The organism is Proteus genomosp. 4 str. ATCC 51469 (assembly GCF_003144375.1).
GTDB lineage: Bacteria > Pseudomonadota > Gammaproteobacteria > Enterobacterales > Enterobacteriaceae > Proteus.
Window position 1 is genome coordinate 159,946 of sequence record NZ_PENV01000002.1, and the last position, 22,214, is coordinate 182,159.

A 22,214-nucleotide genomic window follows, 5' to 3' on the forward strand; every position below is an offset into this window, starting at 1 on the left:
TCCTCAATTAATAAGCAGCATCAAGCTTTTGCCCCGGTAAGAGCAATTTAGTATTAAAGCCATCGATATAACGAAATACAGATAAATCATCAGCAGCAATCGCAGGTTTATTCCCTGAAATTAAATCAGCCAATAATTGCCCAGAGCCACATGCCATCGTCCAACCTAATGTGCCATGCCCCGTATTTAAAGATAAATTACGATAAGCCGTTGGCCCAACGATAGGCGTACCATCTGGTGTCATAGGTCTTAGTCCTGTCCAGAATGTGGCTTTTTCTATATCGCCACCACCTTGATAGAGATCTTGTACAACCATTTTTAATGTTTCACAGCGCGATTTTAAAACATTCAAATTAAAACCAACGACTTCTGCCATTCCACCAACACGAATTCGCTCATCAAAACGAGTTACTGCTATTTTATAGGTTTCATCGAGAATAGTTGATGTTGGTGCTCTTGAAGCATCAATAATCGGCATCGTGAGTGAATAACCTTTAAGCGGATAAACAGGAATGGCGACTTTATTTTTCAGAAATTCCGTTGAATAAGAACCCATTGCGACAACGTAATGATCCGCAGTAAGTAATCCATCATGGCATTGAACGCCCGCTACTTTATCACCATCAAATAACAAATGTTTGATTTCTTTGTTAAATAAGAATGTAACACCCGCTTCTTCTGCCATTTTAGCGAGTTTTTTCGTAAAAATTTGGCAGTCACCTGTTTCATCATTTGGTAAACGCAAACCACCGGTGAGTTTATGACTAACATGCTCTAATGCAGGCTCTGCGAATTTAAGTTGCTCTGCCGTCAATAATTCATAAGCAACGCCTTCTTGCTTTAAGACAGCAATATCATTGGCAGCATTATCAAATTGCTTTTGATCACGGAAAAGTTGAAGAGTTCCCCCTTGGCGCCCTTCATATTCTATTCCCGTATCTTGACGCAACTGACGAATACAATCACGGCTATATTCAGCAATGCGCACCATACGACTTTTATTCATAGTGTAATGTGATGCATCACAATTACGTAACATTTGCCACATCCAGCGTAATTGGAAAAGTGAACCGTCCGGTTTAATGGCTAAGGGTGCATGTTTCTGAAACATCCATTTTACTGCTTTTAATGGAATACCCGGAGCACCCCAAGGGGTTGCATATCCTGGCGATATCTGACCAGCATTACCCGCACTGGTTTCTTCTGCTGCACTATTTTGTCTGTCAACAACAATGACTTCATGCCCTTGCTGCACTAGATACCACGCACTTGTTACACCAATAACGCCGCCACCTAAGATGATCACTTTCATGGCAAGACTCCAATAATTTACATTGATATAACATAAGAATAATATTCCATACACAAAAAGCCAATATAGAATAATCATCTAGGTGAATAAAAAAGCAAATTTTAGAGTTAAGTCACATTTGGCTAATATTGAATAAGCAATTTTCAACGAGAATTGTCAAATTAACAAATAAAATCAACAAGATATTTTTTTATCAAAAAATTACTAGAATATTTATTAATAAATTAATTTACTTTGATGAGAATTTAATCCGTAGAAAAGCAGAGTGTGATTTTTATTAAAAACCAAATATATGAAAAATATTAGATTATAATTTTTAAATTAACTAACTTTGGTAACTCTTTTTACTAAAATTAACCTATTTAAAGCATTGCCTAAAATATGACACTTTGCTTTTTAAAAGCATAAAAAAACCAGTATCACAAATCAATGAGGATACTGGCCTTTTCTATTATGACAAAAACCGTAAAAATTAGCGTTTAATTTCTTCCAAATCACTAGGGAGTGGTGATTGCAAGCTTTGCCAGATAATCCCACTGTCTTTACCATATTGGCGAACGCACTCCATTACATGCTCAACATCTTTCTGTTCACACAATGCAGCTAATTTTTTATAGAATGCTAAAGCAAGCTCTTTGGCTTGAATATTTGAAAAGTAGTAACGACCAACACGCGTATACAGACCTTTCAAACCATTGAGGATAAGCCCATAAATTGGATTGCCTGATGCGAAAGCTAAGCCACGAAAAATGTTGTAATCCAGTTCACTAAACTCATCAGCACTATTTTCAGTGGTAAGCTCATGGTTTAAAACTTCAATACATTTTTCAGGATTGCTTCTAAACGCAGTGCGGATAAAAATAGCTGAAATATTAGTTCTTACCGCCAATAAATTATCAATTAATTGCGGTACACGATCATGATCGAGACGAGCTACAGTTTCAAGAATATTAAGGCCAGATGTTTCCCAGAAATTGTTTACCTTTGTTGGCTTTCCATGTTGGATCGTTAACCATCCATCACGAGCAAGGCGCTGTAATACTTCTCTTAATGTGGTTCTTGTTACACCAATTAATTCAGATAGTTCACGTTCCGCTGGTAGGATAGAACCAGGGGGAAAACGATTATTCCAGATGCTTTCAACAATATACTCTTCCGCGAAACCTGCGGGGCTTTGAGCCTTAATAACCATATTTTTATTTCTTCCGAAGCGATTTTTCTGCTAATAATGAAAAAGATAATATCAGAATGCGGAATTTTGATATAGCTCAACCATCATTAAATAGTGAGTGGCATCATAAAACCTGATGTTGTTTTATCAATTTATTATTACTAACGCGCTTAATTTCACAGCAATTAACGCGTACTATGGTTAGATCGCGCATGATTGCGCTTAAAATCTCTGTTTGGAGGATGAGAAACCTAATGGATATGAGTATAAGACAAGCACTACTGAAGAACTTTATGGGAAACTCTCCCGATTGGTATAAGCTTGCTATTCTTACTTTTTTAATTATCAACCCACTGATTTTTTTCTTTGTTGACCCTTTTGTCGCCGGTTGGCTATTAGTTGTAGAATTTATTTTCACTCTAGCTATGGCGTTAAAGTGTTACCCATTACAACCAGGAGGACTACTTGCCATTGAGGCTGTCATTATTGGAATGACTAGCCCAAAACAAATTGGTCATGAAATTGCCAACAACCTTGAAGTTATTTTACTTTTAGTCTTTATGGTTGCGGGTATCTATTTTATGAAGCAATTATTACTTTTTGCTTTTACTAAATTGCTTTTATCCATTCGTTCTAAACGAATGTTATCTATTGCTTTTTGCTTCGCAAGTGCATTTTTATCTGCCTTTTTAGATGCTTTAACCGTTATCGCTGTTGTGATCAGTGTTTCTCTCGGTTTCTACTCTATTTATCATAATTTCGCCTCTAACCAAGCAGGAACAGAGCTAAATAATGATGGATTTATTGATACCGCAGAGAAAAAACAAACCTTAGAACAATTCCGTGCTTTCTTACGTAGCTTAATGATGCATGCTGGTGTAGGTACTGCATTAGGTGGCGTAATGACCATGGTAGGTGAACCGCAAAACCTGATTATTGCAAAACATTTAGAATGGGATTTTGTGACTTTCTTTATTCGAATGTCACCTGTAACAATTCCTGTTTTCTTTGCAGGCCTTGCTGTGTGCTATTTGGTTGAGCGCTTTAAGCTTTTTGGTTATGGTGCTGAATTACCTGATTTAGTTCGTAAAGTTTTAACTGAATACGATAAGAAAAACAGTGAAAAACGCACTTCTCAAGAAAAAGCACAATTGATGGTTCAAGCATTAATTGGAGTCTGGTTAATTGTTGCTTTAGCTCTTCATTTAGCAGAAGTCGGTATTATTGGTTTATCTGTTATCATTCTTGCGACTACATTTTGTGGTATTACAGAAGAGCATGCGCTCGGTAAAGCATTTGAAGAAGCCTTACCTTTCACTGCATTATTGACCGTTTTCTTCTCAATTGTTGCAGTTATTATTGACCAACAATTATTCGGCCCAATTATTCAGTTTGTTCTCCAAGCTTCAGAGTCCTCACAGCTTTCTCTCTTCTATCTGTTTAATGGTCTATTGTCTGCCATTTCAGATAACGTTTTTGTGGGTACTGTTTATATCAGCGAAGCCTTAACGGCCTTACAAGATGGATTAATTAGTCAATCACAATATGAACATATTGGTGTTGCTATTAATACAGGTACAAACTTACCTTCTGTTGCCACACCTAATGGCCAAGCTGCATTCCTATTCTTATTAACCTCTGCGCTATCTCCACTTATTCGTTTATCGTATGGACGAATGGTAATGATGGCTCTGCCATATACTATTGTAATGACATTATTTGGTTTACTAGCGGTTGAATTCTGGCTAGTTCCTACAACACATTGGTTTTATGAAATAGGCTTAGTTGCTATTCCATAACAATAGTTCTACAGTTACACCACATAAATAGGACTTTTACTTGATAAAAGTCCTATTTTTTTCATTAAAAGAAGGTTGAATGTAAATATTTGTGAAATAACAGGTTTTAACTTTTTTTGCACTTGATTTTTGGGCAAAATAGACACTTATTTTAATATTTAAATGGACATTATTATGCTGACTGCTCTTCGTCACTGGTCACAACGCCGTTTTTCATGGCTATTGCTTGCATTAACAGCAATAGGTCTTGAAGGTGCTGCATTGTATTTTCAGTACGGAATGGAATTAATGCCTTGTGTGATGTGCGTTTATCAACGCATCGCAGTATTAGGAATATTAGTTGCCGCATTTATTGGTGCAAGCGCACCCAAAATGGCACTCATGCGTATGGCAGGTAGTTTTTTATGGCTTTATTCAGCTTACCGAGGCATTGAACTGGCTTGGGAGCATACGCAACTTATTCTTAATCCATCACCTTTTGCAACATGTGACTTCTTTGTCACATTACCTTCTTGGTTTGCATTACAAAATTGGTTCCCTGCTGTATTCCAAGCAACGGGTGACTGCTCTGTCAGTCAATGGCAATTCTTAACATTAGAAATGCCTCAGTGGATGCTAATTATTTTCTCTGCTTATTTTGTTGTGGGTCTATTGGTCTTAATGAGCCAAATCACAAGTTCTTTTAAATCAAAAGAATAAAAAAATAGCCCTTAGTAACACACTAAGGGCTATTTATTGTCGAAAAATAAAACTTCAACATTGACTAAATAATATGCCTTCACTCAGTCCTAACCTGGAATACAAGCACCTTCAATTAAAGCCTGTTCACTACAGCGTTTACCATTAGCAAACTGACACACAGGTGTCTGCCCACCATGTAATTCATAGTTTAAAGAAGGTATCCCTCCTGAAAAAACACATGTTGCCTTAGCCGATTCATCTAAAGGAACACTAAGACTTGTTGTCGGTATTGTTCTGCTTTTATTCACTGCTTGTGTTGATGAATATTCTGTCTGGGTTGAACTACTGCATCCTGCAATAAAACCAAAGCCAACTAACATAAACAGATAACATGCTGTTTTAAATTTTTTTTGCATCAAAGGCACCCTAATGTCTGCTGTTATTCACTATTAGTGTGAAGCACTTTTTGAGAGTAAGTTTATGACTAAAACACCCGCAATAATCAATCCCATACCAATAATGGCAGGTAAATCAAGTTTTTGTTGATAGATAAAAACTGCCGCAACAGAAACTAACACTATCCCTAAACCACTCCATATTGCATAAGCAATACCCAAAGGCATAACTCTTACCACTTGAGAAAGTGCCCAAAAAGAAAAACAATAGCCAATGACAACAACAATTGATGGATATAATCGACTAAAGCCTTCAGAGGCTTTTAACATTGTTGTCGCAATCACTTCCGATATAATCGCCAACATTAGGTAAGTTAATCCATTCATTTTTTCGCCTTAATCTTATACAAAGTCAATTTTGTGAATTCTATCACAAGCCATATTGAGGATATTCATCTACAACAAATAAAAAAGGCATCTTTCATATTGAATAGATGCCTTTTAAAATAAAAATACTTATTTAGTGTTGATGAAGCTGATTCTTTTTACGGGGCTTCCCCCCCATAGAAACGCGATAACGGCTAAAAATAAAACCACACCAAATAACAGCAATAATGCTTAATATCATTCCTGCATAACCCATATTTGGCATACCCGCATGTAAGATAACTTGATTACCAATCAAAGCCCCTGCACCAATGCCAATATTAAAAATGCCAGAGTAAATAGACATCGCGATATCTGTTGCATCAGGAGCTAAGTCAATCACTTTAACTTGCATACCAAGACCGATACACATAAAACCAATCCCCCAAAATATAATCAACACAATGAATGTCGTTAAATTTTGGCTGCTTATCATTAATAAACTTAAGCAAGCAGTAAGTAAAATTAGTGCAAAAAATAAAAATGATGTTGGCATTTTGGCACTATAACGGCTAAATAGCACACTACCAATAATGCCAGCACCACCAAAAATAAGTAAAACTAACGTAGCAAAGTTTTGATCTAATTTTGCAATATCAATAACAAAAGGCTCGATATAGCTATAAGCCGTAAAATGTGCAGTAACGGCAATAACTGTTAACAGGAAAATCCCCATTAATGGCCCACGTTTTAATAATACAGGTACACTTTTTAGTGAACCTGAATGCTCACTGGGTAATAAAGGCAAATAACGCATTAATGCAAACATGGTAATTAAAGCTAAAATACCAATTCCCATAAAGGTTGCACGCCATCCTAACCATTGCCCAACAACACGCCCAATAGGTAAGCCGAGAACCGTAGCTAATGCTGTTCCTGTTGCTAATAAACCTAATGCTTGTGCTCGTTTACCAGGGGGGGCGACTCTAATTGCCAATGAGGCAGTAATAGACCAGAAAACTGCATGAGAAAAAGCAACACCTATACGCCCTGCAATCAACGAGTTAAAATCCCATGCTATACCAGACAAAATATGACTTAAAATAAAAAGAATAAATAAGATAATAAGTAACTTACGGCGTTCAACTTTACTTGTCATTATCATTAATGGTAATGACATTAAAGCAACCACCCAAGCATATATTGTGATCATTAAACCTGTTTGAGCTGGGATCATCCCAAAGCTTTCAGAAATATCACTTAACAGAGCAACAGGAACAAATTCTGTTGTATTAAAAACGAAAGCTGCAAACGACAATATTATTACCCTGATCCACGCTGTTTGGCGGCTTACTTCATTTATGTTTGGTGTTGCAATATTCATAATTAGTCGATGCTTTCTTAAATAATATTGATGTATATATCATTGCTTTATAATATAAGCCTTCATGTAACTCGCTTTGCCCACTTACTCTAAAGAGTTTAGGTTTATTGGTAATAAAAAAATGGCATAAATACAAAAAATGTGTTTTTTAAAAACAAAAAACAAACCAAATTATGACTAAACTTCGTAGCTAAAGCGAATCAGCTATCAATTTTAGCATATTCATCTCATGACTTTAAATCCCTAGTGCAACTTCTTTTTAACGTTAACATATTCTAAGCATACAAAGATTGCAGATATAAATATCTCATTCGCAATCTAATTAAAATAATAAAAACAAACAAATCCGAGTAAAAATACGCAGTATATTCATTGAATTAAGATAAGAAATATTAATTTATTTATTAAAAATATTCTTATATTGATATGAAAAACGAATAAAAATAGGAAGGATATAGTAATTACTGACTTAAATTATCAATAACTTGAATTGCTTGCTCGCAAGCTATGTTTCTTGTGGGCGAAGTTGATTCATCAAAGGCATTTTTAATGGTAGCTATTTGTTCTACAGCCGATCGAGGCAAAATTAAATGCCCATTAGAAAGTGCATGATCAACCTCATTTAGCTTTTGAGCTAATTGCTGGCAACTACCATTATTCTCTTTTGACTTATAGACAGCCATAAGTGTATCGCGTTTTGCTTCTACCGTAGAAATAGTTTCGTTCATTTTTGATGATGAATTTTCAATGACTTCACGGCCTTCATTCCAAAGTTCAGCTGTTGTTTCTTTAAAGACAGACACCATTAAAATGGCAATAAAAATAGCCAACATGATTGTCAGTGATAAAAGCCCCCCTGCAATAATGAGTATCTGTTTCATCTTTAACTCCACATATTAGTTATCTCTGTTTTTAATATATATAGTTTAAATAATTCAGGTTCAATCTGGATTACGATTCTTTTTATTTTTTACATTTTATTACTGAGGTATACAGTTCTAATTATTCTTATTTTATTTTTATAAAAAATAAGCACCTAATTGTAGGTGCTTATAATCAATATATAAATTTTTCTTGATAAAAATCATTTCTTAGAGCAACACGCAATATAATTTAAATTATGGCGGTTTTCTCTAAAAAAACGAAACATGGATAGAAACCTTTCTCTATTCTGTTTGTTTTTCAACCCATTTTTAATTATTTTTGCAGTTCTAAATAAACCTTCATCACGAATTAAACCTGTAGGTGACATTAGGCTCATATTGCCTGATTTCATATTTACTTCTGAAAACCCAATATTAGCAAACAAGTCATGCCACTCTTGCTTAAACATCGGAGCCACGTTCGATTTTACGACCCCAATTAAATTATCTTTATCTACATCATTATTTTTTTTCATAATATCATGTGTTAATAACAAACCACCGGGTTTTAAAACACGATAATATTCTTTTACTAATTTAGCTTTGGCTTTATCCGCATACATTGTCAACATCGCTTCATTTAAAACAATATCAAAGCTATTGTCGGGAAAAGGCAGAGATAAGGCATTGGCTTTTGTTAGCTGAATCAAATGTGATAACTGCGCATTTTCAACATTATGTTGTGCATTAGCTAATGCTTTTTCATCCATATCAATCGCAATAATGTGACAACCATATTTTTGTGCTATTTCAATTGACGTTGTCGCCATATTACAAGCAATCTCTAAAACATAGCTTGAGGATGTAAAATGCCCGTTATTAATTAACCAATCAGATGCCTCCACACCACCCGGTCTTAAGCGTGTTTTTCCTAAACTAGCTAAAAAAGTATGTCCTGCCTTTGACTGTTCTTGAGATATAGATTGTGTTGTTGTTTGAGTTTCCATATTGCCACCCATAAAGTTGCATTAATAATGCAACTTTATAATAAAAAACATTTGATGGGAATAGTTATCATTACTTTTCTCGTTTTTTATAAAGAAAATCTTAAAGTGCACAATAAATAAATTCTTAAATATAAGATGAAATTTATTGAAATAGAATGAGTTAAATAAACTACTCTGTAATTACGTCATTAAAAGTAAAGAATATTAAACTTTGGATAACAACATTGACCTTCCCCTAAGGGGAATCTTTAAAGTGATAACAATTTCACGATAAAGTAAAGGAAACTGTTATGAAAAAGATTTTACCTGCCACTATTATTTTAATGAGTGCTATTTCTTTTGGCGCAATGGCAAACAATACACATATGAATATGGATACATCACATAATAGCTCTCCAATGCAAAAAGAGCTCAATGAATCTATGAATAAAATGCATGCTGATATGGCAAAAGGAATGAACACAGATAATGCAGATGTTGCTTTTGCTGATGGTATGATTGCCCACCATTTAGGCGCTATCGATATGGCTAAAATTGAATTGAAATATGGTACAGATCCTGAAATGCGCAAGCTAGCTCAAGCCATTATTGATGCTCAAGGCCCTGAAATTGAACAAATGCAAAAATGGTTAGAAAAGAATAAAACTAATAAGTAATAGATTTCTATGGGCTATGATCTTTTAGATCATAGCCGGTTTTATTTTTAATATTCCCTGCCAAATTTCCTATTCAAGCTAAATCAAATAATTGTCTAATATTCATCTCATACATTATAATTTTACTATTAGAGTAATATTTTTCGCTTTACCCTGTATGGAGTCCACATGAATAATAGAGAAAACATGGCATTATTAACCCAAAAACTTGCCATGCAAATTGCAAAATGGACTCATAATACACATTATTTTGATAGCCAAATTCCAGGATTAGCATTAACGCACTGGACTTCCCCTACATCTATTACCAGTCATACACATAAGTCAGGTATATGCTTAATTGCTCAAGGTGAAAAAAGAGTGATTTTAGGGGAAGAAAGTTTTATTTATGATGCCAACCATTTTTTAATTTCTTCCATCGATCTTCCCGTTATGGCAAATATTATGAAAGCCAGTGAGGATAAACCTTTTTTAGGGCTTGTAATGGAATTAGATCTACAAGAAATATCTCAACTGATCGTCGATAGTGAATTAATATTTAATTTAAATTCAAGCGCTCAAAAAGGGATTGCAATTGGTGAATTATCAGAGCCTCTATTAAATGCATTTATTCGCTTACTCGATCTTCTTAATACCCCTGATAGTATTAAAATTCTTGCTCCAGGTATAAAACGTGAGATTTTTTATCGTTTGCTGCTAACAGAGCAAGGTGAGCGATTAAATCAAATCGTTACTGCGGGTAGTCATAGCCATCAAATATCAAAAGCCGTTGATTGGTTAAAAAACAATTTTGTAAAACCACTAAATATCAATGAATTAGCCTCATATACAGGAATGAGTAAATCTGCTTTTTATACTCATTTTCGGACAATGACATCAATGACACCACTCCAATTTCAGAAAAAACTTCGCCTCAACGAAGCTCGACGATTAATGTTAACTGAAAATTTAGGGGCAATAACAACAACATTTCGTGTTGGCTATGAAAGCCCTTCTCAATTCAGTCGTGAATATAGCCGATTATTTGGAGCACCTCCTGCAACTGATATTAAAATGCTCAAAGAATCTACTAATGTTTGAATACAATCACTTTTTATAAGCCCAATCGTTTTATCATTATTGTCTATTTATATTATTTATTATCATTTTTTTAGTTTTTTGGAAAAATAGGCAAGAGACTAAGAAGATCGGACATTCATATCTAAATGCGAAAACGATAGCATTTATATCACCCCAAAAAAGACCATATATTTTGATGTTGAAAAATAAACTATACTTCAACGGGATAGCTATCAACTTAATATTGCAATAGGATATCAAAATGCAACTCGATTTCACTTACTACAATCCGACAACCATTCATTTTGGTAAGAACTCTCTTGCTAAATTAAATGATGAATTATCACATTATGGCGAAACCATCATGCTGATGTATGGCCGTAATGCTATCAAATCTAATGGCCTTTATGACGAGGTCATGGAAATACTAAAACATGCAGGAAAAAAAGTAGTTGAGTTATCTGGCGTTATGCCTAATCCAACCTATGCAAAAATGATGGAAGGCGCTCAATTAGTACGTGAACATAATGTCAGCTTGATTTTAGCTGTGGGTGGAGGTTCCGTTATTGATTGTGCCAAAGGCATCTCTGTTTCTGCTTATTGTGAAAATGAAGATCCTTTTCAAAAGTATTGGATTGAATATCAAGAAATTGAAAATAAAATTATTCCTGTCGCGTCAATTCTTACCATGGTAGGAACCGGCTCTGAAATGAATGGCGGTTCAGTCATTACGCATGAAGAAACAAAATATAAGATTGGCCGTGTTTTTCCAGCCAATGTATTTCCTAAATTTTCAATTTTAAATCCAGAATATACCTTTACAGTTTCTCAATATCAGATGGTGAGTGGCGTATATGACACTATGTCCCATCTGATGGAACAATACTTTTCAGATCAAGGCGCAAATACAACCGATTATTTAATTGAAAGTTTATTAAAATCTTCTATTGATAATTTGCGTATCGCACTTAAAAATCCAACTGATTATGAAGCAAGAAGTAATCTGATGTGGAATGCAACTCTGGCATTAAACACTTTGACAGGGCTTTCAAAAACACAAGATTGGCAAGTTCATATGATTGAACATCAATTAGGTGCTTATACCGATTGTGCTCATGGAATGGGGCTTGCTGCAATTTCTCTGCCTTATTATCGTTTTATCTATAAATTCGGCATTGAAAAGTTTGTACGCTTTGCTACTCAAGTATGGGGAATTTCTACTGAAGGTAAAAATCAAGATCAAATTGCACTTGAAGGTATTGATGCACTTGAACGCTTCACAAAAGAGTGCGGTATAGTAACTTCATTAGAAGCACTAGGTGCGACAAAAGAAATGCTACCAAGTATTGCTCAATCCACAACAATTATTGGTAAAGGTTATAAAAAGTTAACAACTAAAGATGTGCTTACTATCTTAGAAGACTGTTTTTAATACGATTTAAATACAAAAAAAAACGGACCTCATTGAGGTCCGCTTTTTTATATGGTGCCCAGGGCGGGACTTGAACCCGCACAGCCTTACAGCCGAGGGATTTTAAATCCCTTGTGTCTACCGATTTCACCACCTGGGCCAAATTGTATTTATCTGTTACAGATAATATTGTTAATAAACAAGGTAACAAATAAATTTAAAGCACTTACTTCTAAAATCACTAACTTTTAATCTTTTACTTTTCTTTCATTAACTTGCTGTTAGTGGAAGAAAAAACGGACCTAAGTTGAGGTCCGCGTTTTATATGGTGCCCAGGGCGGGACTTGAACCCGCACAGCCTTACAGCCGAGGGATTTTAAATCCCTTGTGTCTACCGATTTCACCACCTGGGCTAAATTCTGTGGTGCGTCCGTAAATTCTTATAATTAAGATAAATACTGGTATGGACGACTTAACTGCTACACAATGCCATTCACAATGGACTTTTCTTTTGCACCAAACTCTTTATCTAAAAGAGATGGTGCCCAGGGCGGGACTTGAACCCGCACAGCCTTACAGCCGAGGGATTTTAAATCCCTTGTGTCTACCGATTTCACCACCTGGGCATTAATGGAGGCGCGTCCCGGAATCGAACCGAGGTACACGGATTTGCAATCCGCTGCATGACCACTCTGCCAACGCGCCTCAACTGCTCAATCTCATAAGAGATTGGAGCGGGAAACGAGACTCGAACTCGCGACCCCAACCTTGGCAAGGTTGTGCTCTACCAACTGAGCTATTCCCGCTTTACCGAACTTGCTGATTTACTTATTTATTTCTGTAAACCGTTGTGCCTTTCGATGCGTTGCATTCTACTGATTTCCTGAATCTAGTCAACACTATATTTGCATCTTTTTGACTGTTCGGTGAATTTTCAGTCATTTCGATCAAGCTTCACGCAAATCTGACCATGCAGCGCTCAAATATTGAAACATTGACCAGAAAGTCAACACGGTTGCGATATACAATAATGCAAATCCAAACCATTCAGCTTCAACCGTAGGACGCCATAATAACACAACTAATGATCCCATTTGTGCGGTTGTCTTCACTTTTCCAATCCAAGAAACAGCAACACTGTTGCGTTTCCCTAATTCTGCCATCCACTCTCTTAATGAAGAGATAATTATTTCACGAGCGATCATGGTTGCTGCTGGTAAAGTTATCCACCACTCATGATAATACTCTGTAATTAAAACAAGTGCTGTTGCAACCATTACTTTATCTGCCACAGGGTCAAGAAAAGCCCCAAAGCGAGTAGTTTGTTTCAATCTACGTGCTAAAAACCCATCAAACCAATCAGTTGCAGCTGCTACCATAAAAATAATAGCACATACTAATGGAGCATCTTTGAATGGTAAATAGAACACCAAAACAAAGAATGGGATTAAAGCGACACGAAATAGAGTTAGCCAAGTTGGGATATTTAGTTGCATAGCGTTCTACACGACCTAGAAAAGTGAGAGTTATTAATATGGTGCATCAATACACTTAGTGTTTCAACGCATTAAATATTTTTTCTGCTAATGCTGTCGAAATTGTGGGGACTTTCGCAATTTCTTCTACACTTGCATCTCGTAAAGCTTGTAGCCCTCCCATATATTTCAATAACATTTGACGACGTTTAGGCCCCACACCTTCAATAGACTCTAATGAGCTAGTATTTTTCACTTTCGCTCTACGTTGACGATGCCCAGTTATTGCATGGCGATGCGATTCATCACGTATATGTTGAATCAAATGCAATGCAGGTGAATCAGAAGGTAATGCCATTCCTTCACCTTCGGGGACAAAAAACAAGGTTTCAAGCCCTGCTTTACGATCACTCCCTTTTGCAACGCCAATTAATTTAGGGTGTGACTTATCCCAATCAACATCCAGAGAAGCAAATACTTCTATTGCTTGTGCTAATTGCCCTTTACCACCATCAATAAAGATAATATCAGGAACTTTATTTTCTTCTAATGATTTACCATAACGTCGAGTGAGTACTTGATTCATCGCCGCATAATCATCACCAGGAGTAATACCACTAATATTATAACGTCTATATTCCGATTTTAATGGGCCATTCATATCAAATACTACACATGAAGCCACAGTTTGTTCCCCCATGGTGTGACTAATATCAAAACATTCCATTCGTTTTATCTCTTTCATATCAAGAAGAGACATCAATGAGGCATAGCGTTGTGAAATTGTCGATTGTTCGACTTGTTTTGAGGCCAATGCTGTTGCTGCATTTGTTCTAGCTAATTTCAAGTAACGCGCTCTATCACCACGAGGTTTAGTTTGAATTTGAATTTTTCGCCCTGCAATGGATGAGATAGATTCAGAAAGGATCGCTTTATCTTCCAAATTAAAATCGAGCAGAATTTCTGTCGGTAATGTTCTAATAGCACTTCCTTGTAAATAAAATTGACCAATAAAAGTTTGAACAACCTCATCAAGTGAAGTATTTGCTGGGATTTTAGGAAAATAACTTCGGCTTCCCAACACTTTACCCTGTCGAAAAAAGAGAACATACACACAAGCAATCGCGCCATTAAAAGCAACACTAATCACATCAAGATCATCACCAATATTGGCAACAAATTGTTTTTCCGTCACTTGTCTTACAGCTTGAATCTGATCACGAATACGTGCGGCTTCTTCAAAACGTAAATCTTGGCTTGCTTCTTCCATTCGTGCCACAAGGCCTTCAATCACTTGTGTATCATCACCAGAAAGAAAAAGCCGTACATAATTAACTTGTTGAGCGTATTCTTCATCTGAAACATAACCTTTCACACAAGGTGCTAGACAGCGACCAATTTGATACTGTAAACATGGCCTTGAACGATTGCGATACACACTGTCTTCACATTGACGAATCGGAAATAATTTTTGCATCAATGCCAAGGTTTCTCTTACTGCAAAAGAGTTAGGAAAAGGCCCAAAATATTCCCCTTTTGCATGCTTTGCGCCACGGTAGCTAGCAAGTCTTGGGTGTTTATCTCCACTTAAATAAATATAAGGATAAGATTTATCATCTCGTAATAACACATTATAACGAGGTTGATAGCGCTGAATGTAACTATGCTCTAACAACAATGCTTCTGTTTCTGTATGTGTAATAGTCACATCAATATTTGCAATACACTTAACCAATGCCTCGGTTTTACGGCTATTTACTTGCACACGAAAATAACTCGAAAGCCTCTTTTTCAGATCTTTGGCTTTACCGACATAAATTACAGTATCTGTTGCGTCGTACATTCGATAAACACCTGGTTTATCAGTGACTCGGCTTAAGAATGCTTTGGCGTCAAATTTGTCTTCCACTTTGTAAATGACTCTCTATCTCAATTAACCCATAACGTATTGCTATATGAGTTAATTCTACATCACCTGAGATTTTAAGTTTACTAAACATTCGATAACGGTAACTATTTACTGTTTTTGTATTGAGATTTAGTTCATCTGCGATTTGTGTAATTTTTTTTCCTCTAATTATCATAGACATCACTTGCAACTCTCTTTCAGATAAATGATGTAATGGATTCAAATCTTTTTGTAATTTAGCCAGTGCTATATCCATAGCAAGCTCTTGGCTTAAATAACGCTGGCCAATGCACACTTGTCGAATGGCTTGAAGAATATTTTCACACGAAGCATCTATGACCACAAAACCTTCAATTCCTAATTGAAGAAGCGGTATAGATAAAATGGAATCAGTATTAGGTGAAATAACAATAATTTTAATTGATAAGAATGAACGTTTAATCCTTTTTATTGAATCAATTAATGAAACTGAAGGAGGTGAGTAGATAATAATAAGGTTAACAGAAAACTGACGACAATAGCGGAATGCTTCTGTTTCATCAGTCATAATATTTCTAATATTGATTTTTTTGATTTGACTAAGAAGTGTTTTGATTCCCAAACTAAATAACTCAACCTGACTTATTATTATTGTATTTATCAATAATTTTTCCTTTTCAGTTAACATGTTAAAAAACATGTATTTATTTAAATACCTAATTATCATATTGCATTGCTCATTAACATTCTAGTTTTTTCCCAACCGTATCTTATTTTTATTAAATCAATCCATTAACTGTTCAGATATAAATAAAGGCTCATATAAATGAACCTTTATTTCAATAAAAATGTAAATGTATACAATTAATAAATAATACCACTATTATTTATTAAACATATCCATAATATCTTTTTCTGTAAGCATCGGCGTTTTTTCTACAAAATTATAATAATGAGGTTTATTATCTATATAAATTTGTAGAGTAAGTTTGCTTTCTTTCGTTTCAGAAAACAATCCTGCTGATACATAATAAATATTGGCTTCTTTCAAATGATAAAAAAGATGAGAACCGCAGTGCTTACAAAATGCCCTTTCACCCCATAATGATGAATCATAGAGTGTGATATTTTCTTCACCTTCGATACTCAAATCTGACTGACAATCAATTGAAAACCCAGGGCCACCATTCCAACGTAAACACATACTGCAATGGCAAACGCTAAGCTCAGAAATATCTCGTGTGGTTGACAATTTAACACCACCACACAAACATTGGCCTTGATGCATCGATACTCTCCTCTTCTTTTTAAATCATGCATAAATTTTTAAGATTATATGCATGATTTAATTTCTAAAATAAGTATTTTTAAGCGTGAATATTTCCTACATTTTTGTCTTCTGACTTTGCTTTTTAGGCGGTAATGGTGAGAAATAACCAATTAACAAAATCAGTATAGCAACACCAATAAAGGCCAATGCTCTAAGTAACCCACTACTTAGTGATGTATCAATTAAGAAGAGTTTAGCGATGACAACTGCTAATAACCCACCACCAATAAACCAACTTGAACGTGATTTTTTGCGTGTTGCCATCATCATTGTCACTAATGCAGTAATTGCCCAAATAATGGCTAATACTGTTTGGATCACTTTAGAGTTAATGATCTCATACATTGTCCAGTCAATATCAGTAGTAAAGACTAATCCTCTTAATAAAACGCCGTTAGCCCACCAGAAAATCATCGCAGGAATAATATAATTGTATAATGGGAAGTTATTTTGTAATAACTGTTGATATTTAGGAGACTGTTTCATTACTGAAATAAATTTATAGCCAACCCATATCCCCACAATTCCCATGAGATCCATCAGATTAAAGAGTGGTATAAATTTAATACCACTTTCAGTACCATTATTCATATTTGCAAAAATTAAAGAAAGAGCGAGTAAAGCTAAAACAGGTACTGTTATTACTAAATAAGTATTTAGATATACTTTAATCCAATTAACTCTCATAACAAGTATAGTGCTTATTGCTATATATAAACTAATGGAAAAAATAACACTGGCAAAATGCAGGCTTACATAAAGATAAGTGGTATCTATTAGCCAAATTATTTCAGTGAATAAGAATAAACCAATAAAAACAAGATGCATAACATGAATTAATGCTTTATTTAACCTTTGTTTAGGCAATAACGTATTAACCTTAAGTAAATAGAAGCCACTCACAAATATTGCTATCCATACAATGGCACTTAACCAATTGTCAATTAATGACCCAGCAAGGAAAATATACACTAACAGAATAAGCGCTGACATTGGCCACAACAAAACAGAACAACTCGCTAATTCAGAAAACTGTGTTTTTTTACCTACGAAATACATTCCCCAGCAACTAATAAGAATAAAAGCAAAAGTGATGGATTTCACACTTGGAGAGAACCAATATTCGCCATACTCTTGTAAAGTGAATACGCAATATCCCCAACTCACCGCAGCAATAAATAGTGTTACATATCCAATAGTACGGTTATCAATATTAATAAATTTAGCTCGATACCACAGTATCGCCACTGCAAATACAACAATCATTTGTGTTATAAACATTAGCCAATCGCTTAACGAAATAACACGCATGTTAAATAGCAAAACAAAGGAAACTGCAACTAAAATAGTCCCGGCAATAGCGGGTTTCTTTTGTTGCTGTAAAACAGAAAACGCAAGGATCATAACTCCTTCAATTGCCCATACCATAGATGTCCATTCAGCAGAGAAAGCAAATGGTACAGCTAAAGTAGCAAATGTGGCTGATAGCATAAAGAAAGCAATAGCCAGTAATTTACCCTCTTCGCGATAGCGTTTAAGGGCAAACCAACTCAACGCAAAATAGGCTAATCCATAAAGAGATGAAGCAATAGCAACGCCGTATTCCCATTCTGACGCTAATCGGTGTTGGAAAATAAAACCAATCAACGGTGTACCAAATAATAATGTGGCATCAAAAGGAATATTGAGCCTCAGCTTATTTTTTAATGTTGAAAGTTCCGTTGCAACACCAAAAATCAACCAATTTGCAATTAAAAATAGCTGGCAAGGTAAATAATCAGCATGAGTGTAATTTGGTATTGCCCATATAAAACCAATACCAAAAGTAAAAGCAAAACCAATAAGATTTAATAAACGCCAAACTTGCCAATGGCTAATAATAAGAATGCCTATGGAAAGAATAAGATAATAGCTAAACAATGCAATATAATTGCCACTGCCCGTAGACAATAAAACAGGTGCTAAATAACCGCCTAATGAAGCTAATACCGCTAAACTAATCGCTCGATGAAGAACCGCTAAAATAACACTGACTATACAAATAAACACCAGAATGGCTAATGCGATACCAATAGGAATAAAATCATAAATTTTAGTAGCTGCAAAAATAGTGATATACAGCCCACCTATTCCGCCTCCTTGCAAAATAAGTGCATACATCAGATTTTTCTTTCTAAGCCACCAGCCGAGGCCTAATAAGACCAAACATCCTGTTCCAGCCATCATTAAACGTGTTGATGCTGAGATAAGTTCATTCTCAATACTGTATTTAAGTAAATAAGATAGACCAAAAAAGAGTAATAACATCCCTATTTTAGCTAACGGATTTCCTGTTACTACCCAATTCCAAATAAGTCCCAAAATTGATTTTTGTTGACGTTTTGGACGAGGATTTAAAGCAGGTCTATATTGTGATGCGGGTCTGGCTTGAGCTGTTGTACCTATATTATCTGTTTGAGATCCAGATTGATTGGCTCTCGCTACATTCACAGTATTCTCTGCAAGTGGAATTGGTGAAATTTCAGTTGGTGTGTTTTTAGGCTCGTTCTGATAATGATGGGCAAAACGGCTCGTTGAAATTTTAGGTTGGTAAGGTTTTTGCTCCTGCTTAGAGAAGGTTGACTTATGGGAGTGTGGATTTTCTACATTAAATTCTTTGCTGATAGAAGTATCTACGATCGAAGGTTGTTCTTTAGGAGAAACTTTATCGAATGTTGTTTCTCTTGATACCTGTGCTTGTTGATAAACTGGTGGCTCTTTATTTTCAACCTTATTTTGTATCTCTTCTGTTTTGTTAATCAATGTGCTTGTTTTAGGCTGATAACTTGATGAAGTTGATTTTGGATCTCCTTTTATTTCACGAGATAAATCGCCTATTTCATTTTTATTATCATCAAGATCTGCACTCTCATTTGCAGAGCTATTTTTATTTAATAACTTAAGTAATTTAGCTTGTTGTTCAGTAAGCTTTTCTTCAAGTTGCTTAATTCGATACAACAATGAGTTAGTATTTGTATAGGAATGATATTGCCAATACAAAGATACCACGACAAATATCGTAACGATGAGTGTCAGAAAATCATCCATCAACCTAATCCTTTTGCATAATACACCGTATATTTTTAATCTCTTAACCTTAGTTATACTTTAATTTTCACAGATTTATCTTAGTTTATTCCTAAATAATCAATTTCAAGAACTCTTGATTTAAACCTAGCACACAATTTCAAAAAAAAGGTATGATCTATCAACTCCCTTAATCTTCCATTTGTATTAAAAAACGCACTCATAATATGAAATTAAATGATGAACTAACTAACGCAATTGCTTCTGTAACAGAAGCTGCGGCCATTGCAGCCATGCCTTGGATCGGAAAACAAAATAAAAATGCAGCGGATGATGCTGCCGTAAGTGCCATGAGAGCACGTTTAAATAGCTTAAATATCAATGGTGAAATCGTTATTGGTGAAGGCGAAATAGATGAAGCACCAATGCTTTATATTGGTGAACAAGTCGGTAATGGCAAAGGTGAAAAAATAGAAATTGCTGTTGACCCTATTGATGGCACTCGCATGGTCGCTACGGGCGAAAACAATTCTCTGGCTATTTTAGCTGCGGGTTTTAAAGGCAGTTTTCTACAAGCTCCTGATATGTACATGGAAAAATTAATTGTCGGTAAGCAAGCTGCAGGTGTCATTGATCTGAACCACTGCCTAGAATATAACCTTGATGCTATTGCACAAACATTAAATAAATCAGTTGAGCAACTCACACTGGCTATTTTAGACAAGCCTCGCCACCACGATATTATTAACGACCTTCGTTCCAAAGGGATAAAGGTCATTACACTACCTGATGGTGATGTTCTTGCTTCTTTATATGCCACAATGCCAAATAATAGTATTGATGTTATGTATGGTATTGGCGGAGCTCCAGAAGGTGTTATTAGTGCAGCAATAGCTAAGGCTCTTGGTGGTGATATGCAAGCTCGTCTGATTACACGTGATATCGCAAAAGGAAATACTGCAGAAAATAGAGAACTTGCTGTCAGTGAAATTGCTCGCTGTCATAAAATGGGAACTGATGTGAATATCAAATTATCACTAGATACATTAGTTCGTAATCAAGATGTGATGTTTGCAGCAACCGCTATTACGGCTGGAGATCTTTTATCTGGTGTTAAGCAACAATCCCAATATCTACAGACACATTCTTTAGTGATTAATGGTTCAACTCATTCACTACGTTATATTGAAAATTACCATTTACGCTAATTTTTCTGTTTGTCTCCTGTTCCTTGTGACATAAAAAAGCGGCACTCGATTGAGGTGCCGCTAAATATTTCAAGGGGTATGTTTATTGTTATTTATTTGAACTCAGATTTAAGCCAATAAATTTGCTGGATTATCAACGCATAACTTTTTAATAATAGAGTTATCAATACCACGCTGAGCTAATAATGAAAGGAATACATTCGGAACAAATCCCCAGCCATTTCCCCCATTTTTTGCCCACATTTGTTTTAAAAACACATCATGGCTTAATACAATTTGGCTACCATAACCTCTTTCAATTAAGGTTGCTACAGCTTCAACAGTATCCATAACACTTGGCGCAGCGCCCTCTTTAGGGAAAGATATATCAAGACCAATCATATCAAACTCAAGCCAAACACCGCGATCTAGCATTTTACATTGATAATCAATATCTTTACCCGATGGATCAGAATGTGCTAATGAAATTTTAGCAGGGTTACAGCCCATTTCAGATAACAGAATATCTAAAACTTCATCACCACGACGTTGCCAGCCTGGCATATGAATATTCATAGAAGCATGAGGATTATTATTTTGAGCAATAGCCGCTGCACGTAAGCTATTTTTCTCACCGTCAGTAAAGAAAGGAGAAACCCCAATCTCACCAATCATTCCTGCACGAATATCTGTACCATCAATGCCTACATTTAATTCGTCATCAATAATCTTTGCCATTGCTTCGATATCATCAGCAAGACGTTGACCTTCAAACTTTTCGATATAAAGCCCTGAAGAAGCAACAACATTGATCCCTGTTATTTCTGCAACTTGTCTTAGCTTTCTAATATCACGACCAATAGATGAAGATCCCGTTGCATCAACAATCGTTCTGCCACCTAATTCTTTAAAGTTATTTAATTCAAAAATAACATCATCAATTGGTTTTTTATCCATATTGTCGCAACAACAATAAGGATCGTATTTAAGTCCCCATTGAATATCTGCACTAACTTTTTTATCAACTAATACATGTGAGAATTCATAAAAAGGTTCATCAACAACACCAGAGAGATCATTAAACAGATGTTCATGAGGTAATGTCAGTCCCATATCTTCTTTTTTAACAGGGCCTGTTACAGTTTGAATATAACCTTTCATCAT

At 35.4% G+C, this 22,214-nt stretch carries 19 protein-coding genes and 5 tRNA genes; 6 read left to right on the forward strand and 18 right to left on the reverse strand.

The features are described from left to right. Window positions 1–7 precede the first annotated feature (7 nt). Window positions 8–1,312, reverse strand: a complete 1,305-nt coding sequence (locus DK866_RS02915) for a D-amino acid dehydrogenase (protein WP_109407667.1) — start codon at window positions 1,310–1,312, stop codon at window positions 8–10. A gap of 472 nt (window positions 1,313–1,784) precedes the next feature. After that, window positions 1,785–2,504 carry a fatty acid metabolism transcriptional regulator FadR gene (fadR, locus tag DK866_RS02920; protein WP_109407668.1) on the reverse strand — a complete coding sequence of 240 codons (720 nt, stop codon included), beginning with the start codon at window positions 2,502–2,504 and terminating at the stop codon, window positions 1,785–1,787. A 233-nt stretch (window positions 2,505–2,737) separates the two neighbouring features. Here fadR and nhaB point away from each other — a divergent pair, with 233 nt between their 5' ends. After that, window positions 2,738–4,282 carry a sodium/proton antiporter NhaB gene (gene nhaB, locus DK866_RS02925; RefSeq protein ID WP_109407669.1) on the forward strand — a complete coding sequence of 515 codons (1,545 nt, stop codon included), beginning with the start codon at window positions 2,738–2,740 and terminating at the stop codon, window positions 4,280–4,282. 174 nt (window positions 4,283–4,456) lie between these two features. Further along, entirely contained in the window at window positions 4,457–4,981 is a 525-nt protein-coding gene (gene dsbB, locus DK866_RS02930) for a disulfide bond formation protein DsbB (protein ID WP_109407670.1), read from the forward strand. Window positions 4,982–5,070: 89 nt separating this feature from the next. On the opposite strand, the gene DK866_RS02935 is transcribed toward dsbB, so the two are convergent. The 5 genes from DK866_RS02935 to DK866_RS02955 form a co-directional block, all read right to left on the reverse strand. Further along, window positions 5,071–5,379 carry a putative hemolysin gene (locus tag DK866_RS02935; protein ID WP_109407671.1) on the reverse strand — a complete coding sequence of 103 codons (309 nt, stop codon included), beginning with the start codon at window positions 5,377–5,379 and terminating at the stop codon, window positions 5,071–5,073. A 33-nt stretch (window positions 5,380–5,412) separates the two neighbouring features. Further along, the gene (locus tag DK866_RS02940) at window positions 5,413–5,745 is read right to left on the reverse strand and encodes an SMR family transporter (protein WP_072068325.1); all 333 of its coding nucleotides are present in this window, start codon (window positions 5,743–5,745) and stop codon (window positions 5,413–5,415) included. A gap of 133 nt (window positions 5,746–5,878) precedes the next feature. Next, a complete protein-coding gene (locus DK866_RS02945; RefSeq protein WP_109407672.1) occupies window positions 5,879–7,108 on the reverse strand; it encodes a sugar transporter in 1,230 nt (409 codons plus the stop codon). Between the two features lie 461 nt (window positions 7,109–7,569). After that, a complete protein-coding gene (locus tag DK866_RS02950) occupies window positions 7,570–7,989 on the reverse strand; it encodes a hypothetical protein (protein WP_109407673.1) in 420 nt (139 codons plus the stop codon). A 203-nt stretch (window positions 7,990–8,192) separates the two neighbouring features. Then, window positions 8,193–8,978 carry a class I SAM-dependent methyltransferase gene (locus tag DK866_RS02955; RefSeq protein ID WP_109407867.1) on the reverse strand — a complete coding sequence of 262 codons (786 nt, stop codon included), beginning with the start codon at window positions 8,976–8,978 and terminating at the stop codon, window positions 8,193–8,195. A gap of 290 nt (window positions 8,979–9,268) precedes the next feature. Here DK866_RS02955 and copM point away from each other — a divergent pair, with 290 nt between their 5' ends. The 3 genes from copM (at window position 9,269) to DK866_RS02970 (ending at window position 12,125) form a co-directional block, all read left to right on the forward strand. Then, window positions 9,269–9,634: a CopM family metallochaperone gene (copM, locus tag DK866_RS02960; RefSeq protein ID WP_109407674.1), complete on the forward strand. Its 366-nt coding sequence runs from the start codon at window positions 9,269–9,271 to the stop codon at window positions 9,632–9,634. A gap of 168 nt (window positions 9,635–9,802) precedes the next feature. Beyond that, window positions 9,803–10,714, forward strand: coding sequence for an AraC family transcriptional regulator (locus DK866_RS02965; RefSeq protein ID WP_109407675.1), 912 nt, complete (start codon window positions 9,803–9,805; stop codon window positions 10,712–10,714). 241 nt (window positions 10,715–10,955) lie between these two features. Then, window positions 10,956–12,125 (forward strand): iron-containing alcohol dehydrogenase, encoded by a 1,170-nt coding sequence (locus DK866_RS02970; RefSeq protein ID WP_109407676.1) that lies wholly within the window; start codon window positions 10,956–10,958, stop codon window positions 12,123–12,125. 52 nt (window positions 12,126–12,177) lie between these two features. Here the strand turns inward: DK866_RS02970 and DK866_RS02975 are convergent. From DK866_RS02975 to DK866_RS03020, 10 genes are all read right to left on the reverse strand, one after another. Further along, window positions 12,178–12,264, reverse strand: a tRNA-Leu gene (locus DK866_RS02975). A gap of 166 nt (window positions 12,265–12,430) precedes the next feature. Further along, window positions 12,431–12,517, reverse strand: a tRNA-Leu gene (locus DK866_RS02980). Window positions 12,518–12,643: 126 nt separating this feature from the next. Continuing rightward, a tRNA-Leu gene (locus tag DK866_RS02985) sits at window positions 12,644–12,730 on the reverse strand. A 5-nt stretch (window positions 12,731–12,735) separates the two neighbouring features. Continuing rightward, window positions 12,736–12,809: transfer RNA gene (locus tag DK866_RS02990), tRNA-Cys, on the reverse strand. A 25-nt stretch (window positions 12,810–12,834) separates the two neighbouring features. After that, window positions 12,835–12,910, reverse strand: a tRNA-Gly gene (locus DK866_RS02995). Window positions 12,911–13,051: 141 nt separating this feature from the next. After that, window positions 13,052–13,600, reverse strand: a complete 549-nt coding sequence (gene pgsA, locus DK866_RS03000) for a CDP-diacylglycerol--glycerol-3-phosphate 3-phosphatidyltransferase (protein ID WP_109407677.1) — start codon at window positions 13,598–13,600, stop codon at window positions 13,052–13,054. Between the two features lie 55 nt (window positions 13,601–13,655). Beyond that, window positions 13,656–15,488: an excinuclease ABC subunit UvrC gene (gene uvrC / locus DK866_RS03005; protein ID WP_109407678.1), complete on the reverse strand. Its 1,833-nt coding sequence runs from the start codon at window positions 15,486–15,488 to the stop codon at window positions 13,656–13,658. After that, window positions 15,472–16,155, reverse strand: coding sequence for a LuxR C-terminal-related transcriptional regulator (locus DK866_RS03010; protein ID WP_244179644.1), 684 nt, complete (start codon window positions 16,153–16,155; stop codon window positions 15,472–15,474). The genes uvrC and DK866_RS03010 overlap by 17 nt, the downstream gene beginning before the upstream one ends. 195 nt (window positions 16,156–16,350) lie before the next feature. After that, a complete protein-coding gene (locus DK866_RS03015; RefSeq protein ID WP_109407679.1) occupies window positions 16,351–16,755 on the reverse strand; it encodes a GFA family protein in 405 nt (134 codons plus the stop codon). A gap of 96 nt (window positions 16,756–16,851) precedes the next feature. Continuing rightward, window positions 16,852–19,884: a DUF2339 domain-containing protein gene (locus DK866_RS03020; protein ID WP_109407680.1), complete on the reverse strand. Its 3,033-nt coding sequence runs from the start codon at window positions 19,882–19,884 to the stop codon at window positions 16,852–16,854. A gap of 206 nt (window positions 19,885–20,090) precedes the next feature. Between DK866_RS03020 and glpX the strand changes: the two genes are divergently transcribed. Next, window positions 20,091–21,071, forward strand: a complete 981-nt coding sequence (gene glpX, locus DK866_RS03025; RefSeq protein ID WP_109407681.1) for a class II fructose-bisphosphatase — start codon at window positions 20,091–20,093, stop codon at window positions 21,069–21,071. A 108-nt stretch (window positions 21,072–21,179) separates the two neighbouring features. On the opposite strand, the gene DK866_RS03030 is transcribed toward glpX, so the two are convergent. After that, window positions 21,180–22,211 carry a methylphosphonate esterase gene (locus DK866_RS03030; protein ID WP_109407682.1) on the reverse strand — a complete coding sequence of 344 codons (1,032 nt, stop codon included), beginning with the start codon at window positions 22,209–22,211 and terminating at the stop codon, window positions 21,180–21,182. Window positions 22,212–22,214 lie beyond the last annotated feature (3 nt).

Excerpts from the sequence above, each read along its gene's own strand:
- fadR (WP_109407668.1), bottom strand. The coding sequence starts at position 2,504 with ATGGTTATTAAGGCTCAAAGCCCCGCAGGTTTCGCGGAAGAGTATATT.
- copM (WP_109407674.1), top strand. The coding sequence starts at position 9,269 with ATGAAAAAGATTTTACCTGCCACTATTATTTTAATGAGTGCTATTTCT.
- DK866_RS02965 (WP_109407675.1), top strand. The coding sequence starts at position 9,803 with ATGAATAATAGAGAAAACATGGCATTATTAACCCAAAAACTTGCCATG.
- DK866_RS03030 (WP_109407682.1), bottom strand. The coding sequence starts at position 22,211 with ATGAAAGGTTATATTCAAACTGTAACAGGCCCTGTTAAAAAAGAAGAT.
- glpX (WP_109407681.1), top strand. The coding sequence starts at position 20,091 with ATGAAATTAAATGATGAACTAACTAACGCAATTGCTTCTGTAACAGAA.
- DK866_RS03015 (WP_109407679.1), bottom strand. The coding sequence starts at position 16,755 with ATGCATCAAGGCCAATGTTTGTGTGGTGGTGTTAAATTGTCAACCACA.
- DK866_RS02945 (WP_109407672.1), bottom strand. The coding sequence starts at position 7,108 with ATGAATATTGCAACACCAAACATAAATGAAGTAAGCCGCCAAACAGCG.
- dsbB (WP_109407670.1), top strand. The coding sequence starts at position 4,457 with ATGCTGACTGCTCTTCGTCACTGGTCACAACGCCGTTTTTCATGGCTA.
- DK866_RS02935 (WP_109407671.1), bottom strand. The coding sequence starts at position 5,379 with ATGCAAAAAAAATTTAAAACAGCATGTTATCTGTTTATGTTAGTTGGC.
- DK866_RS02915 (WP_109407667.1), bottom strand. The coding sequence starts at position 1,312 with ATGAAAGTGATCATCTTAGGTGGCGGCGTTATTGGTGTAACAAGTGCG.
- DK866_RS02950 (WP_109407673.1), bottom strand. The coding sequence starts at position 7,989 with ATGAAACAGATACTCATTATTGCAGGGGGGCTTTTATCACTGACAATC.
- pgsA (WP_109407677.1), bottom strand. The coding sequence starts at position 13,600 with ATGCAACTAAATATCCCAACTTGGCTAACTCTATTTCGTGTCGCTTTA.
- DK866_RS02955 (WP_109407867.1), bottom strand. The coding sequence starts at position 8,978 with ATGGAAACTCAAACAACAACACAATCTATATCTCAAGAACAGTCAAAG.
- DK866_RS02940 (WP_072068325.1), bottom strand. The coding sequence starts at position 5,745 with ATGAATGGATTAACTTACCTAATGTTGGCGATTATATCGGAAGTGATT.
- DK866_RS03010 (WP_244179644.1), bottom strand. The coding sequence starts at position 16,155 with ATGTTAACTGAAAAGGAAAAATTATTGATAAATACAATAATAATAAGT.
- DK866_RS03020 (WP_109407680.1), bottom strand. The coding sequence starts at position 19,884 with ATGGATGATTTTCTGACACTCATCGTTACGATATTTGTCGTGGTATCT.
- nhaB (WP_109407669.1), top strand. The coding sequence starts at position 2,738 with ATGGATATGAGTATAAGACAAGCACTACTGAAGAACTTTATGGGAAAC.
- DK866_RS02970 (WP_109407676.1), top strand. The coding sequence starts at position 10,956 with ATGCAACTCGATTTCACTTACTACAATCCGACAACCATTCATTTTGGT.